The sequence below is a fragment of the Paraburkholderia sp. HC6.4b genome (assembly GCF_014200875.1).
GTDB lineage: Bacteria > Pseudomonadota > Gammaproteobacteria > Burkholderiales > Burkholderiaceae > Paraburkholderia > Paraburkholderia tuberum.
This window is the reverse complement of the sequence record NZ_JACHDC010000017.1, coordinates 174,852-189,604: the sequence shown is the minus strand read 5'-3', so window position 1 is coordinate 189,604 and position 14,753 is coordinate 174,852. Positions and strand designations below refer to the sequence as shown.

The window sequence follows — 14,753 nt, the reverse complement described above, 5'->3', positions numbered from 1 at the left end:
ATCAGGACACGGCGCCCGCGCCGTATTTGCCGACCAGCAGCGCGCCGCTCGCGAACCGGCTCAACGCATAGGGGTCCAGCGAAACGTCAGTGGGCAGTCCGAGCGCATGCTGCGCGAGAATCTTACCGACCCCCGGCGACAGCTTGAAACCGTGTCCCGAGAAACCGAATCCCACCACCAGTCCTTCGATATCGCCAACTGAGCCGAGCACCGGATTCCAGTCGGGCGTGACGTCGTACACACCCGTCCATGACGACGCCAGACCTGCGGTCTCATAAGCGGGAAAGCGTTCGGCGACTTGCGCTCCGACTTCTCCGACGTAATCGAGCGAGATATCGCCTTGCTCGGTCTCCGGCGCATTCAACGTTTCGCCGACCACGCCTTCGGACACGAGCATCTGGCTGCCGCCATAGCTGCGGTAGTAAAGCATCCCGGCTGAGCCAAGATCCTTGAACGCGGGCATCTTGAACGAATAGGCGGCTGCGTCGCATTCCAGTGCAAGCACCGTATGACGTTCAGGCTTGACCGGCAATTCGACGTCCATCCACGCGGCCATCTCCGGCGTCCAGATGTTCTGCGTGCTGATCAGCGCGCCGCAACTGAACGAGCCCGCCGACGTCTGAACCCCAACCACCTTGCGGCCTTCGCGTACTACGCCGGTGACGCTCACGCCCTCCATGATCTTGACGCCTTGCCGGCGCGCCGCGCGAGCGAAGCTGGTCGCAACCAGATACGCGTCGGCGAAGCCCGCTTCCGGCTCGTAGCCGATCAACGCGGCGTCGTCGAATTGCGCGATCGGCAGGCGTTCGCGCGCCTCGGCCCGGTCCAGCAGTTGGACCTCGATACCCATGTCCTGCTGTGCGGTCAACGATGCGCGCAGCGGATCGATCTTGCCGCCGTCCGGTGCGGAAATCATGTAGCCGCATTTGACGAGACCGCACGACGCTTCGTCGTCGCCAACATATTCGGCGAAATTGTTGAAAGCCCACCACGACGAGCGAGCCAGTTCGACGTTCTGTTTCACCGAATAATGGGTGCGCAACAGACCGGACGACTGTGACGTCGTGCCCGCGCCAATGGTGCTGCGTTCAAGCACAAGCACGCTTTTCGCGCCGAGCGCGGCCAGATGATGGGCTACCGAGGCTCCGATCACACCGGCTCCGATCACAACAAAATCGTAATGGCTCATGTGAACCTCTGCGTTGAAGATGGAGCCGATTCTAGGCAACCGAACCCCACGGGACTTTTGTATTAGGCAAACTTATGGTGCAGACCGTGGATTGCTCATGGTCGGCAAGTGCCGGCAGAAAAAAAGCATCATGCACGCTCTTCCGTGACAAAAGAGGGCAAGAAGGCGAAAGGCGCCAGACGCGATAACCAGCGGAGTTTTCATGCGACGAACCCAACCTCCCATCGACCTGCGCGCGTTGCAGGCTTTCATCGCAGTCTGCGAGGCGGGGTCCATGACGGGCGCGGCGAAGCAGTTGGGCGTAAGCCAGAGCGCGATCAGCCAGGCCATTAGCGCGCTGGAGCGCGATCAAGGCGTCGATCTGTTCGATCGCGAAAGCCGGCCGCCACGCCCCAATATCGCTGGACGCGCATTGCTGGAACTGGCCGGTCCGTTGATCGAACATGCGCAGATGGTGAGCGCACGCGTCGGCGATGCGTCGCATGCAGGCAAGCTGCCGGTGCGGCTCGGTTGCGTGGATTCGTTCGCGGCCACCGTGGGGCCCGAACTGATCCGGGCGGTATCGGGCTCGGCGCGGCAGATTTCGCTCTGGTCTGGTCTGACGCCGGGCCTCAGCAAGCAGTTGCACGACCGGGAACTGGACGTGGCGATCTGCACGCAGACGTTATTGAGCGACGCACGGATTGTCGAAGTCCCGCTGTTTTCGGAAGCCTTCGTGGCCGTCGTGGCGCGACGTTATCTCGATCAGCGCAAGAACGTCGACTGGCGCACGCTCGCAGTGGAATTGCCGCTGATCCGCTATACGGCGCGCTCCGTGATCGGTCAGCAGGTTGAGCGGTTCGCGCGGCATCTTGGCATAGAGAGCGCGCGGCGCTATGAATTCGACGCGACCGATCCGCTATTGAGTCTCGTGGCCGCAGGGCTCGGATTCGCCATTTCGACGCCGCTCTGTTTGTGGCAGGCGCGTCATTATCTCGACGACATTGCCGTATTGCCGCTGCCCGATAGCCGTCTTGGGCGTCGTGATTTTTTTCTGCTGCATCGTCAGGGTGAATGGGACGATTTCGCGTCGGAGATCATCACACTCACACGTGGCGTGCTCGATCACAGCATCCGGCCGGCGCTGGCCCGCGTATTGCCGCATCTGCCCGATGGCGCGCTGCGCTGAGAAATAAATTTAAAGGAGTCAACGATGAGCGAGCTTTACAAGCTGCATATCGGCGATGCGCCATTGCTGATTTCGATCCCGCATCTCGGCATGGAGATTCCGTCGTCGTTGAAGCATGGGTATTCGGAGGTGGCACTGAGTGTGGCGGACACCGACTGGCATCTCGACCGTCTCTACGACTTTGCGAAAGCGCTGGGCGCGACCTTGCTGGGTGCGCGACTCTCGCGCTACGTGATCGACCTGAACCGGCCGCCGAACGACGAGAGTCTGTACCCCGGCCAAACGACGACGGGCCTTTGTCCGACGGAAACGTTTCGGGGCGAAGCGGTTTACCGGCCCGGCCAGGAACCCGATCAGGCGGAGAAGCAACGCCGCGTGGCTGCCTATTGGCAGCCATACCACACGGCATTGCAAGCGGAGTTGGCGAGGCTGCGCGAGCGGCATCCGAATGTACTGTTATGGGAAGCACATTCGATCGCGAGCGTACTGCCGCGCCTTTTCGACGCGAAGTTGCCGGATCTCAATCTCGGGACGCAAGACGGCCGCACCGCAAACGCGCTCGTGCAAAACGCAGCCGAACGAGCCGCTGCGGACAGCGCCTATACGTGGGTCGCGAACGGGCGCTTCAAGGGTGGTTATATCACGCGTCACTATGGCGAACCCGAGCGCGGTATCCACGCGGTTCAGCTTGAAATGTGTCAGTGCATCTACATGAATGAAGACGCGCCGTTCTCCTATCACGACGCGCGCGCCGCGGCGCTTCAACCGACGCTGCAACGCATGGTGGGCGGCGCGCTGAATGCGCTCGAGCACCTGTGACCACTTGTATAAGTCATGCTGTTGATGTATCTGAACCCGAGGTGCCGTTCCTGTGCAGCGAGGCACCGCGCAGGTCGGTAAACCGCACTGCTTTGATGCGGTGAGGATCCGCGGAAGTCACCCGTTTCATGCCGTCGGTTCGCCCAAAGTGTTTCCCATCATGAATCTTATGTTCCTACGGGTAATCATGGCATGGAGGTTGCATAAGAGGTAGCGGCGAATGAAGGCGCATCAGTCCCGGTCACCTTCGCCGTACACGAAGATGGACAGGAACTGAATCGGCATTTTGATCAGCCGCTCGGGACCGTGGGGCACGTCGGCCTGGAAGGTGAGGGTGTCGCCGGGATGCAGGATGTACGTTTGCTGGCCGTGCCGGTACTCGATGACACCCTTGAGCATGTGGATGAACTCGGTGCCCTGGTGTTCGAAGACGGGGAAGGTTTCCGATTCATCGTCCATCGTGATCAGGAACGGCTCGAACAGTTTTTTGGGGCCCTGGTCGTAGGCAAGCAGGTGATAGGTGTGGCCGCGTTTGGTGCCTTTACGGACCACCTCCATGCCTTCGCCCTTCTTCACGAGCTGGGCGCCGCCTTCGGGAACGTCGAAGCGGCGGAACAGGGTGGACATCGACACACCGAGCGCATTGGCGATCCGGTTGAGCACGTCGAGCCCGGTGGAAGTCTGGGCGTTCTCGATCTTCGAGAGCATGCCGCGGCTGATCCCGGCCTGCTCCGACACCTGGGCGATGGTCAGCCCGTGGCGCTGGCGAAGTTCGCGGATCGTGGCACCCAGATAGCGTTCGAGCGAGTTTTTGCTGTCTTCGCCGTTTTGCATGGTTGAACCTCGTTGAAAGGCGTGAGGGTAGCAGATAAGAAAGGCCGCATTGCGCCCTGAATGTTTCTTGTTGGGAACTATTGTTGCACGGTAATAAATTTGTATTGATGCTGCGAACAGGCTCGCAGTGGGGTCGTGCAATGGGGCATGACTCGCCAATCAGCCAGCGATGGTGGTGCAAGGAGTGACGATGAACCTGAACGATGCGAGCAAGCTGCCGGTCAACGAGTTGGGTAGCGTGCCCCGCTTTGGCTCGGCTGAAGAGGCCCAGGACTATCTCACGCAACGCGGCGTGAAATACGTGCTGGCGCAATTCGTGGATATTCACGGGGTCGCGAAGGCCAAGTCGGTCCCGGTCGCGCATCTCAAGGGTGTGCTGAAGGCGGGCGCCGGCTTTGCGGGCTTCGCGATCTGGGGCGTGGGCATCGAGCCGAACGGTCCGGACTACATGGCGGTGGGCGATCTGTCGACGCTCACGCCGGTGCCTTGGCAGGACGGTCTCGCGCGAATCGTCTGCGACGGCCACGTCGACGGGCAGCCGTGGGCATACGACTCGCGCGTCACGCTGAAGAAGCAGGTCGCGCGCATGACACAACGCGGCTGGACGCTTTTCACCGGACTGGAGCCGGAGTTCTCGCTGCTCAAGCGCTCGGTGACGGGCGCGATCGAACCGTGCGACCCGAGCGATACGCTCGCCAAGCCGTGCTACGACTACAAGGGACTGTCGCGTACGCGGGTCTTCCTGGAAAGGCTCACCGAATCGATGCGCTCGGTCGGCATCGACGTCTATCAGATCGATCACGAAGACGCGAACGGCCAGTTCGAAATCAACTACACGTATACCGATTGCCTGACTTCGTGTGATCACTACGTGTTCTTCAAGATGGCCGCCTCCGAGATCGCAAACGAGTTAGGCATGATCTGCTCGTTCATGCCCAAACCGTTCGCGAACCGTCCGGGCAACGGCATGCACATGCATATGTCGATCGGCGATGGCGAGCGCAATCTGTTCTCGGACAAAAGCGACAAGCTCGGCATGGGGTTGTCCACGCTCGGCTACCAGTTCACCGCGGGACTGCTCGCGCATGCGCCGGCACTCGCCGCGCTATGCAATCCGACCGTCAATTCGTACAAGCGTCTCGTGGTGGGCCGCTCGCTGACGGGCGCGACATGGGCGCCGGCCTACATCAGCTATGGCGATAACAACCGCTCGACGATGGTGCGCATGCCCGGCGAGCGCATCGAACTGCGTCTGCCCGACGGCGCATGCAATCCGTATCTCGCGACGGCCGCTGTGATCGCCGCGGGTCTCGACGGCGTTGAACGTGAATTGTCACCGGGCGCGCCGGCCAACGAAAACCTCTACGACTGGTCGCCTGCGAAGTTGCGCGAGCACCAGATCGGCATCCTGCCGCAGAACCTCGAACAGGCGCTCGACGCACTCGAAAGCGATCGACTGATCTGCGATGCGCTCGGCCCCGTCGCCGACGAATTCATCAAGCTCAAGCGGATGGAATGGCTCGAGTACATGCGTCATGTCTCGGACTGGGAAATGAAAAGTTATCTGGAATTCTTCTAAGGGGTACGACTATGTGTGGAATTGTAGGCTTGCTGGTCAAGACGCCGGCACTGCGCGCGCAACTTGGTCAATTGATGGTGCCGATGCTGATCGGCATGACCGAGCGCGGCCCGGACTCGGCCGGACTCGCCGTGTTCGGCAGCGCGGTCGACGAAAGCCAGCGCAAGCTGAGCCTGTATGCGGGCTTTACTGACGCGGGAAACGACTTCGACTGGAACGCGTTGATCGATGCGCTCAACGGCGCGATCGAAATGAATGCGCGCGTTGAGGCGAAAGGCAATCATGCGGTGCTGACGGTGAATGGCAATGTTGACGCTGTAAAGGCGTGGCTCACCGAGCATTTTCCGAAGCTGTTTCTGCTGTCCACCGGACGTTCGATCGATCTGTACAAGGACATCGGCTCACCTGCCGACGTCGCGCAACGTTACGACTTCTCGAAGCTGACCGGCTCGCATCTCGTCGGCCATACGCGGATGGCGACCGAGTCGGCGGTCACGCCGGATCGCGCGCACCCGTTCACGGCCGGCGAAGACTTCTGCCTCGTGCATAACGGCTCGCTCTCGAATGCGCATGGCGTGCGCCGCAAGCTGGAGCCGCAAGGTATCCGCTTCGAGACGGACAACGACACCGAAGCCGCGTGCCGCTTTCTCGAATGGCGGCTGCGTGAAGGGGATGAACTGCCGGTCGCGTTGCAGAAGGGCTTCGAAGAACTCGACGGCTTCTACACGTTCCTGATGGGCACCTCGACCGAACTCGCGCTGATTCGCGATCCGTTCGCGTGCAAGCCGGCGGTGGTCGCGGAAAACGACGACTACGTGGCGATCGCCTCCGAGTTTCGCTCGCTCGCGCACTTGCCGGACATCAGGAACGCCAAGGTATTCGAACCCGCACCCGAGGAGATGTATGTATGGAAAGCATGACGTTTGACCTTGAAGGGTCGTCGGTACGCGCGCTGAACCAGTACCTGCATGGCGAGAAAGAAGCGCTCGAAGGCGTCAAGGTGGATATCACGTCGCCGAACGGCGCGCACAACATCGCGGTGGGCGTCAACGCGCACGTGACGGTCACGGTGCAAGGACACGCCGGTTATTACGTGGGCGGCATGAACCAGCTCGCGACGATCGTCGTCGAGGGCAGCGCCGGCACCGGCGTCGCGGAAAACATGATGAGCGGCAAGGTCCACGTGAAGGGATTTGCATCCAACGGCGCGGGGGCGTCCGCACATGGCGGCCTGCTCGTGATCGACGGCGATGCGGGCTTGCGCTGCGGGATTTCGCTCAAGGGCGGCGATATCGTGGTCGGCGGCTCGGTGGGCAGTTTCTCCGCCTTCATGGCGCAGGCCGGCCGCATGGTGATCTGCGGCGATGCGGGCGACGCACTGGGCGACTCGCTGTATGAAGCCGTGCTGTATGTGCGCGGCGAGGTGAAGTCGCTCGGCGCGGATGCGCAGTACGAACCGATGACCGAAGCGGACGTGACGGCGGTCAGCGCATTGCTCGACGCCGCGGGTCTCGGTCACGACCCGCACTCGTTCAAGCGCATTGCATCGGCCCGCACGCTCTACCACTGGAACGCTGACGCGGACCAGGAGTATTGAGCGCTGCCTGCAGCTGCAATCGAACAACCAGTTCACAGAGAAGATTTCCATGGAAGCCAAACCCATCCATTTCGCCCGCTTGCAGCAGGAAGAGTCGCAAGGCTACGACCGGAAGACAATTGACTACATCCACACCGCCGCGCAGCGCGGACTCTATGAAATTCGCGGTCTCGGAGCGAAACGCCGCGTGCCGCATTTCGACGATCTGCTGTTTCTCGGCGCGTCGCTCTCGCGCTATCCGCTCGAAGGATATCGCGAGAAGTGCACGACACAAACGGTGCTCGGCACGCGCTTCGCGAAGAAGCCCGTTGTGCTGGATATTCCGATCACGATTGCGGGCATGAGCTTCGGCGCGCTGTCGGCGAACGTGAAAGAAGCGCTCGGCCAGGCGGCCACCGCGATGGGCACGTCCACCACCACCGGCGACGGCGGCATGACGCAGGAAGAAAGACGCTCATCGAAGACGCTCGTGTATCAGTGCCTGCCGTCGCGATACGGCTGGAATCCCGACGACGTGCGCCGCGCCGATGCGATCGAAGTCGTGATCGGACAGGGTGCGAAGCCGGGCGGCGGCGGCATGCTGCTCGGGCAGAAGGTGAACCCGCGCGTGGCCTCGATGCGCACGCTGCCCGCGGGCGTCGACCAGCGCTCGGCGAGCCGTCATCCGGACTGGACCGGCCCCGACGATCTGGCGATCAAGATTCAGGAGCTGCGCGAAATCACCGATTGGGAAAAACCGATCTACGTGAAAGTCGGCGCGACGCGTACGTTCAACGACGTCAAGCTGGCTGTGCATGCCGGTGCGGACGTGGTGGTGATCGACGGCATGCAGGGCGGCACCGCCGCCACCCAGACGTGCTTCATCGAAAACGTCGGCATTCCGACGCTGGCGGCGGTTCGTCAGGCCGTGGACGCGCTTGAAGACCTGAACATGAAGGGCACGGTGCAGCTGATCGTGTCAGGCGGTATCCGCTCCGGTGCGGACGTGGCCAAGGCGCTCGCCATGGGCGCCGACGCGGTCGCAATCGGGCAGGGCATGTTGATGGCGCTCGGCTGCAATAGCGATACGTACTTCCAGAATGGCGCGCTGCATCCGGCGGTGGCGGATTATGCCGCGCTCGGCACGTCGCCAGGGTTCTGTCATCACTGCCACACCGGCAAGTGCCCGGTCGGCGTGACGACACAGGACGCCGTGCTCGAACAGCGCGTGCAGGCGGAAGAAGGATCGCGCCGCGTGCGCAACTACCTGAAGACGCTGAACATGGAACTGACGACGATAGCGCGCGCCTGCGGCAAGCAGAACGTGCATCACCTCGAGCCGGAGGACCTCGTTGCGTTGACGGTGGAAGCCGCTGCCATGGCGCGTATTCCGCTCGCCGGTACGTCGTGGATTCCGGGGCAGACGTACTGATCGGTGCAGGATTCGACGCCCGGTGCGGGGCTCGCAATGCGAGTAACGCCGGGCGTCGGGACTGTCGCGGAGGTTGATGCATTGTGTGCGGCGCTAACGCAGGACCGCGCCGCGGCGGTCGGGTATCGCCGCTGGTTTAGACCAGCGTAGCAGTCGCCATTGGATTCTGTTTTACCCCACACTCATCACGGTCACCGCCTGCTTGCGCATGGTCCATCGCGCACGAGCACGCTTCGACGTTTTCTACAGGATCGCGCAATGAAAAGACTGAACAGGGTTTTTGCGTTACTCATGATGCTGGCGTTCGCTGTGCCGGTGTACTCGCAGAACGCCGCAGCCGCACCAGTGCCGAACAAGGGCGATACCGCCTGGATGATCGTCGCCACTCTGCTCGTCGTGATGATGGCCGCGCCGGGCCTCGGGTTGTTTTACGGCGGCATGGTGCGTGCCAAGAACATGTTGTCCGTGCTGATGCAGACACTCGTGGTGTTCTGCCTGCTTGGCGTATTGTGGGCCGTGTATGGCTACAGCATCGCCTTCACCGAGGGCAATGCCTTCTTCGGCGGTTTGAGCAAGGCGTTTCTTGCCGGCATTACGCCGGACTCGACGGCGTCGACGTTCAGCAAGGGTGTCGTGATTCCGGAATTCATCTATGTGTCATTCCAGTTGACGTTCGCGGCGATTACCCCGGCGTTGATCATCGGCGGCATCGCTGAGCGCGCCAAATTCTCCGCGGTGCTGCTTTTCATGGTGCTGTGGTTCACGTTCTCATATCTTCCGATTGCACATATGGTCTGGTACTGGCCTGGTCCCGATGCCTACACAAGCGCTGCCGCGGGCGAAAAGGCGACCGCGACCGCGGGCTTCCTGTTCCAGAAGGGTGCGATCGATTTTGCGGGCGGCACGGTGGTGCACATTAACGCGGGCATCGCGGCGCTAGTCGGCGCGGTCATGATCGGCAAGCGTACCGGTTTCGGTCGCGAAACGATGGCACCGCATAACCTCACGATGACAATGGTGGGCGGATCGCTGCTGTGGGTCGGCTGGTTCGGTTTTAACGTCGGCTCGAACCTCGAAGCCAGTGGCGCGGCCACGCTGGCGTTCATCACGACCCTGCTCGCCACATGCTCGGCCACCGTATCGTGGACGCTGGTGGAATGGGTGCTGAAGAAGAAGCCGTCGATGCTCGGCGCGGTGTCCGGCGCGATTGCCGGACTCGTCGTGATCACGCCCGCATGCGGCTACGTCGGGCCCATGGGGGCGATCGTGATGGGCTTGATCGCCGGGGGCGTCTGCTACTGGGGCGTGAACGGGCTAAAGCGTCTGCTTGGTGTCGACGACTCGCTCGACGTGTTTGGTGTGCACTGTCTCGGGGGAGTGGTTGGCGCACTGCTGACGGGCGTGTTTGCATCGCCGGGACTCGGTGGCACCGGTGTCTACGATTATGTCGCCAACAAGGTCGGCGACTACGATATGTTCGGCCAGTTAATCGCGCAGTGTTGGGGCGTGGGTATCTCCCTGGTCTGGTCGGCGGTGGTATCGATCGTCGCGTTCAAGCTGGTCGACATGACGGTCGGACTGCGTATCGAACAGGAGGGTGAGCGGGAAGGGCTCGATGTCAGTTCGCATGGGGAATCAGCCTACCATTCCTGACATTCGGCAGCGTGAAGGAGCTGGCTTTGGGGTGCAAAAATTGGCACTACGAGGCCGGTGACAAGGGACATGAAAGGTGCCGGCTCTTATGCTGCATGTCACGAATGTTGATTCGAGCGATAGACGTCGGCAATCAAGCGTAGGGTGAGAGACCATCTCGCCAGCAGCTGCAACGAAAATTCCCGTCCTGTGGCCCCAAAATGTCGACCGCACCTTGGACAACCAGGCATGGTCGCATGCATGCTCCACGTTAGCCGGAAACAACCTCCCGCGAGGGCTCCGCGGCTCGGTCGGGTCCGGCGGTGCGAGGTTGCCGTGTTCCGGCTGGCGCCATGCTGATGTAATGGCACCAGGCCTGCATCATTTGCGCCGCTTCTCAAACATGTCGCTGCGGAAGTAGGCGGCTTCTGCCTTGTTGCTCAGCGTATGCGCAAGCGCTGCTTCGGCGAGCTCGCGAGGGTAGGCAGTTATTTCGGCACACCAGTCGCGGAACGTGGAGCGGAATCCGTGAACCGTCAGTTCCGGATAGCCTGCCTTGCGCAGCAACTGAAGCATGGCCATGTTCGACAGGCCGGTTCCCGCCTTCCATCCCGGGAAAACGAAATCGCTCCTGCGTGCTTTCTTCATCTGCGTCAGAAGTTCGATCGCGCGGCTGGACAGCGGGACCCGGTGTTCGCGCTTCGCCTTCATCCGTGTCTTCGGAATGATCCATACCGCCTCCCGCAGATTGATCTCTTCCCAGGTGGCTGCGATGACCTCGCCGGTGCGCGTCGCAGTAAGAATCGTGAATTCGAGCGCTCGCGCCGTCACGCCGGGCTGCGCATGCAGCCCGGTGACAAACGCGTGGATGTCCTTGAAGGGAAGGGCTGCGTGATGTTTCTGCCGTTGTACCGAGGCGGGACGGGGCAACAGGGTATCAAGATGATTACGCCAGGTCGCCGGGTTGTCGCCGGTGCGCAGGCCGCGGGTTCTGGCCCACGCCAGCACGCGCTCCAGGCGGCCGCGTACGCGGGACGCAGTTTCGTTCTTGCTGACCCAGATCGGTTCCAGGATCTGCACGATATGCTGGGTATCGACAAGCCCGACATCGAGCTTGCCGATGACGGGCATCGCGTAAGTGTCGAGGGTATTGGTCCACTGGTCGGCGTGCTTGGGGTTTTTCCACCCCGGGCTGTGCATGGCAATATATTGACCAGTTGTATTCCTGCGATATCACGTATTTGCCGACGACGATCCGTGGGCATTACTTTTATCTGTGCCTGTTTCTGGATGTATTCGCAAGATCGTGGGTTGACAGATCTATGCGGAGGAAAGCAGCGCGCTGACCAGCGAGGTTCTCAGGGACCTCTGCCCGCGTGAAGCGATACAGCCTGACCGGGTGATTCTGCATTCGGATAACGGCGGCCCGATGAAAGGCGCGGCGATGCTTGCCACACTCCAGGCGCTGGGTGTCATGCCGTCGTTGAGTCGCCCGGGCGTGAGCAACGACAACCCCTGTTCCGAGTCGCTGTTCAAGCCCATGAAGTACCGGCCCGCTTACCCGCAAGGCGTTCGATACCCGTTCGCCGCGCGCAGCTGGGTGGGCGCACTGGTGTGCGGGTACAACGACGAACATCGTCACAGCGCGATCCAGTTCGTGACGCCGCCGCAGCGTCATGCCAACCTTGATCAGGACATTCTGGATCGGCGCATGGCGCTCTACAAGACTGCCCGGCAGCGCAATCCGCTGCGATGAAAGGCCGCACGCGCAACGGGCAGCGCGTAAGTGCTGAGCATCTGAACCCGGATCGAACTCACAACCTGCCAGGCACTCCGCAGCGCGATCAGCAGGAGCGAAAGGCCGTCTGAACTCAAACGTTGAGGCGACAACTACCTTGAAAATTTCAGAAGATGGCATCGAGGTTCCGCGGGTCGATGAGCAACCTCCGCCCGGGGGATAAGTGCTTGCGAAAATCGAGCCAAGGGCGGCCTGCTGATCGTCTTCGGACCGTAGCGATAGAGCGAGCTGCCGGGACAATTGGCCGCGTCGTACTGACCACTGAGCTGCAACGTCAGCAATCTTCGAACGGTGACGTAGCGAAAAGTGTTTCGTCGACTGACGGCGACAGACCAGTCCTGGTCAGTAACAAACCATCGCACCACACACGTTCGACGCGTCCCCACGCACAGGCTGAAGCAGCGTCCGGGAAGAAACCTCGTCCGTGATAGTTGGCGCTCGTGTTGCAGAGCAACGGAATACCCGTCAGCTTTTCGTATTCGACCAGAAGTTGCGCCACCGAATGCTCGGAAGTTCTTGAAATGGTCTGCAATCGGGCAGATCCGTCGAGATGCACGACGGCAGGGATCTTTTCTCGCCATTCCGCGCGCGTCTGATGATCGAACAACATATAGGGATCAGGGCTCCCCGGGCTAAAAATGGTCGGCGCACGATCCTCAAGGCATATTGGCGCTACGGGACGGAAGTGCTCTCGAAACTTGATGTCGTTGAGATGATCCTTCATTGTGGACGAAGTCGCGGCGGCCAGAATGCTTCTGCCCCCCAATGCTCGTGGTCCGAGCTCGGCCCGGCCGGCAAGGAAAATGACGGGCTCGCTACTGGCGAGTATGCTGGCGAGTTCTGCAATGGAGCAAGCAGACGCCGTCCATCCGGGCGGTACTTGGCAACCTTTTAAGGCCGGTCCGCTATATACCGACCACTCCAGCGGCACGAAGCCCTTCTCGGCTGCCAGCGCGCAACAAGCGGCGCCAATCGCAGACCCGCTATCGTTGGGAAACGGCGGCACCCAGATTGCGTCGAACAAACCGCTCGCGCGTAGGGCGCTGTTCCATTTGATATTGAGTCCGCATCCGCCAGCGATGCACAAATTTTTCGGCCCCGCAATCGAATGGCGCTGCAGCGCGATACCCATTTCATGAACGAGAAGACGCTCGAGGAATACATGGAACGAGGCGAGTACGTCTTCGGGCGGCCTGGCTTCCAGTCGCAGCGCGCTTGCTTCGAAGAACTCTCCCACAGCCGCTAGTGACGCATCCGCGCTGTGGATGTTCTCGCGATAAGCTTGCGCACACTCCGTGTCGCCAGCAAAGCGTGCCTGATAAAGCTCGCGAAATACCTCAACGATATCTTCGTCAACGGAGCCCAGCGCGATGTAAGCCATCAGCTTGCCGGCCACACCCAGATCCCACCGGGCGCCGCCCGGCTTCTTATAAGGACCAAAGTGATGACCCGCCGCAGCGTAGATGTGACCTATCACGGGGAACAGGCAGTCAACATGGCGGGCGTGGTGGCGTTCTACATGATAGAGGCGTGGGACGATGCCACCATCCCACACCAAACAGAATGCAGGTTGCCCGCTTTGGGCAAAGGGACTGGTGCAGTACGCGGAGGCCACATGGCCTGACACGTGAGGATAGCTTTTATAAGGAAAGGACTGGCCGCCGACAAGCAGTCCGGAGCCGTCGAGCGAAGCGAGAAGATCATCGGCTCGGCGTTCGGCATAAGGGGCCCCTTTCAGGCTGACGGGAATCGACCCACTCAGGACCCGAAACTGCGACTCGACTACTCCGTCCCAGCCGTCGATGACAAACTGGTCGATATCGTGCGCATCGAAACCATGCTCGGCCAATGCGATCGCGATCGCGTCGAGGTCGTCGATCGCCTGATACCGCGGATTGTTGTCTCGCTTTTCCTGCTCCACGCAAAAAACCAGTTTTCCATCCTCGACAAGGGCGATCGCTCCGTCGTGCGTCAGTTTGATCCCACAGATGCGCATAATATCTCCCGGCCTAACGCTGGTAAGTTGGTCCGCACGAAGGCGAAGCCGCGTTCCGAAAACTGGCGAGCAGACAGTCTTCATTCAACGACTGACCGACGCACCTCAAACGATCGATCTCAACCAGCTCTTCTTCCAGGATGGCTATGACCGTCTCGGCTCCGGCAATGTGGCCCCATCGCCGGCAATTGGCGTCATGTGCCGATCCGAAAACCAGCTGTCCTCCGGGCGCAAGCATCCGTGCTAAATTGCGGACAGCCGCACGCACCTCGGCGCTGCCGTCGAGGTAATAGAGAACCTCCGCCACCACGACCAGATCGAACTGTTGCTCAGTCGAAAAATGCTGGACATCGGAGACGATCCAATTGATGTGTGGTGGGTCCATCATCCGTTCGCGTGTCCTGGCAATTGCGTGTGGCACGATATCGATCACGGTGAGCCGTTGGCAGTGCGGTGCCAATTTTTCCGTGAAGGCTCCGCCTGCGCATCCGACTTCGAGCGCATTTGTGACGGATCCCTGCGAAAGTGCCATCCGAAGCATTTGCCTGTGGCGCTCGTGCTCAAAGGGATTGCTGTCGAGCCGCCATGGATCCTCTGCGTCCAATTCCCGACGCAGCAATTCGAAGTTCGTTTGATGTGTCAATTCCGCCTACCTTTGTGGTGCGCCGCTGCAAGTGTCCGGACCTTGGGCCGGGACTGGTGCTCCGTTGGACACCGGCATGTTGGTACA

Annotated in this window: 13 protein-coding genes; 8 read left to right on the top strand and 5 right to left on the bottom strand. The window is 61.1% G+C overall.

Going from position 1 to position 14,753, the window contains the following annotated elements; translation table 11 throughout:
• Window position 1 precedes the first annotated feature (1 nt).
• The gene (locus HDG34_RS25285; RefSeq protein ID WP_102633961.1) at window positions 2-1,189 is read right to left on the bottom strand and encodes an FAD-binding oxidoreductase; all 1,188 of its coding nucleotides are present in this window, start codon (window positions 1,187-1,189) and stop codon (window positions 2-4) included.
• 202 nt (window positions 1,190-1,391) lie between these two features.
• On the opposite strand from HDG34_RS25285, the gene HDG34_RS25280 reads away from it, so the two are divergent.
• Window positions 1,392-2,357: a LysR family transcriptional regulator gene (locus HDG34_RS25280; RefSeq protein ID WP_184063043.1), complete on the top strand. Its 966-nt coding sequence runs from the start codon at window positions 1,392-1,394 to the stop codon at window positions 2,355-2,357.
• A gap of 24 nt (window positions 2,358-2,381) precedes the next feature.
• A complete protein-coding gene (gene hutG, locus HDG34_RS25275) occupies window positions 2,382-3,176 on the top strand; it encodes an N-formylglutamate deformylase (protein ID WP_184063041.1) in 795 nt (264 codons plus the stop codon).
• 231 nt (window positions 3,177-3,407) lie between these two features.
• Here hutG and HDG34_RS25270 read toward each other — a convergent pair whose 3' ends face one another.
• Window positions 3,408-4,010 carry a helix-turn-helix domain-containing protein gene (locus HDG34_RS25270; protein WP_184063039.1) on the bottom strand — a complete coding sequence of 201 codons (603 nt, stop codon included), beginning with the start codon at window positions 4,008-4,010 and terminating at the stop codon, window positions 3,408-3,410.
• A gap of 190 nt (window positions 4,011-4,200) precedes the next feature.
• On the opposite strand from HDG34_RS25270, the gene glnT reads away from it, so the two are divergent.
• The 5 genes from glnT (at window position 4,201) to HDG34_RS25245 (ending at window position 10,250) form a co-directional block, all read left to right on the top strand.
• Complete coding sequence (gene glnT / locus HDG34_RS25265) at window positions 4,201-5,589, top strand: type III glutamate--ammonia ligase (protein WP_184063037.1); 1,389 nt, start codon at window positions 4,201-4,203, stop codon at window positions 5,587-5,589.
• Window positions 5,590-5,600: 11 nt separating this feature from the next.
• Window positions 5,601-6,509: a glutamine amidotransferase family protein gene (locus HDG34_RS25260; RefSeq protein ID WP_184063035.1), complete on the top strand. Its 909-nt coding sequence runs from the start codon at window positions 5,601-5,603 to the stop codon at window positions 6,507-6,509.
• Complete coding sequence (locus HDG34_RS25255) at window positions 6,497-7,186, top strand: protein glxC (RefSeq protein ID WP_184063033.1); 690 nt, start codon at window positions 6,497-6,499, stop codon at window positions 7,184-7,186. Before HDG34_RS25260 ends, HDG34_RS25255 begins: the two co-directional genes overlap by 13 nt.
• 49 nt (window positions 7,187-7,235) lie before the next feature.
• Window positions 7,236-8,597, top strand: a complete 1,362-nt coding sequence (locus HDG34_RS25250; protein ID WP_184063031.1) for an FMN-binding glutamate synthase family protein — start codon at window positions 7,236-7,238, stop codon at window positions 8,595-8,597.
• Between the two features lie 291 nt (window positions 8,598-8,888).
• On the top strand, window positions 8,889-10,250 hold the full coding sequence (locus HDG34_RS25245) for an ammonium transporter (protein ID WP_260321336.1): 1,362 nt from the start codon (window positions 8,889-8,891) through the stop codon (window positions 10,248-10,250).
• A gap of 360 nt (window positions 10,251-10,610) precedes the next feature.
• Here the strand turns inward: HDG34_RS25245 and HDG34_RS25240 are convergent, their stop codons facing one another.
• Window positions 10,611-11,435: a tyrosine-type recombinase/integrase gene (locus HDG34_RS25240; protein WP_409259553.1), complete on the bottom strand. Its 825-nt coding sequence runs from the start codon at window positions 11,433-11,435 to the stop codon at window positions 10,611-10,613.
• Between the two features lie 223 nt (window positions 11,436-11,658).
• Here HDG34_RS25240 and HDG34_RS25235 point away from each other — a divergent pair, with 223 nt between their 5' ends.
• Entirely contained in the window at window positions 11,659-11,985 is a 327-nt protein-coding gene (locus HDG34_RS25235; RefSeq protein WP_184063025.1) for an integrase core domain-containing protein, read from the top strand.
• Between the two features lie 316 nt (window positions 11,986-12,301).
• Here HDG34_RS25235 and nodU read toward each other — a convergent pair whose 3' ends face one another.
• Together nodU and nodS are read right to left on the bottom strand one after the other, a co-directional pair.
• On the bottom strand, window positions 12,302-14,023 hold the full coding sequence (nodU, locus tag HDG34_RS25230; protein ID WP_184063023.1) for a nodulation protein NodU: 1,722 nt from the start codon (window positions 14,021-14,023) through the stop codon (window positions 12,302-12,304).
• A 13-nt stretch (window positions 14,024-14,036) separates the two neighbouring features.
• The gene (gene nodS / locus HDG34_RS25225; protein WP_184063021.1) at window positions 14,037-14,666 is read right to left on the bottom strand and encodes a nodulation methyltransferase NodS; all 630 of its coding nucleotides are present in this window, start codon (window positions 14,664-14,666) and stop codon (window positions 14,037-14,039) included.
• Window positions 14,667-14,753 lie beyond the last annotated feature (87 nt).

What these genes read in the sequence shown, in the direction of transcription:
- HDG34_RS25255 (WP_184063033.1), top strand. Translation starts at nt 6,497, where the DNA reads ATGGAAAGCATGACGTTTGACCTTGAAGGGTCGTCGGTACGCGCGCTG.
- glnT (WP_184063037.1), top strand. Translation starts at nt 4,201, where the DNA reads ATGAACCTGAACGATGCGAGCAAGCTGCCGGTCAACGAGTTGGGTAGC.
- HDG34_RS25280 (WP_184063043.1), top strand. Translation starts at nt 1,392, where the DNA reads ATGCGACGAACCCAACCTCCCATCGACCTGCGCGCGTTGCAGGCTTTC.
- nodU (WP_184063023.1), bottom strand. Translation starts at nt 14,023, where the DNA reads ATGCGCATCTGTGGGATCAAACTGACGCACGACGGAGCGATCGCCCTT.
- HDG34_RS25285 (WP_102633961.1), bottom strand. Translation starts at nt 1,189, where the DNA reads ATGAGCCATTACGATTTTGTTGTGATCGGAGCCGGTGTGATCGGAGCC.
- HDG34_RS25235 (WP_184063025.1), top strand. Translation starts at nt 11,659, where the DNA reads ATGAAAGGCGCGGCGATGCTTGCCACACTCCAGGCGCTGGGTGTCATG.
- HDG34_RS25270 (WP_184063039.1), bottom strand. Translation starts at nt 4,010, where the DNA reads ATGCAAAACGGCGAAGACAGCAAAAACTCGCTCGAACGCTATCTGGGT.
- hutG (WP_184063041.1), top strand. Translation starts at nt 2,382, where the DNA reads ATGAGCGAGCTTTACAAGCTGCATATCGGCGATGCGCCATTGCTGATT.
- HDG34_RS25245 (WP_260321336.1), top strand. Translation starts at nt 8,889, where the DNA reads ATGATGCTGGCGTTCGCTGTGCCGGTGTACTCGCAGAACGCCGCAGCC.
- HDG34_RS25260 (WP_184063035.1), top strand. Translation starts at nt 5,601, where the DNA reads ATGTGTGGAATTGTAGGCTTGCTGGTCAAGACGCCGGCACTGCGCGCG.
- HDG34_RS25250 (WP_184063031.1), top strand. Translation starts at nt 7,236, where the DNA reads ATGGAAGCCAAACCCATCCATTTCGCCCGCTTGCAGCAGGAAGAGTCG.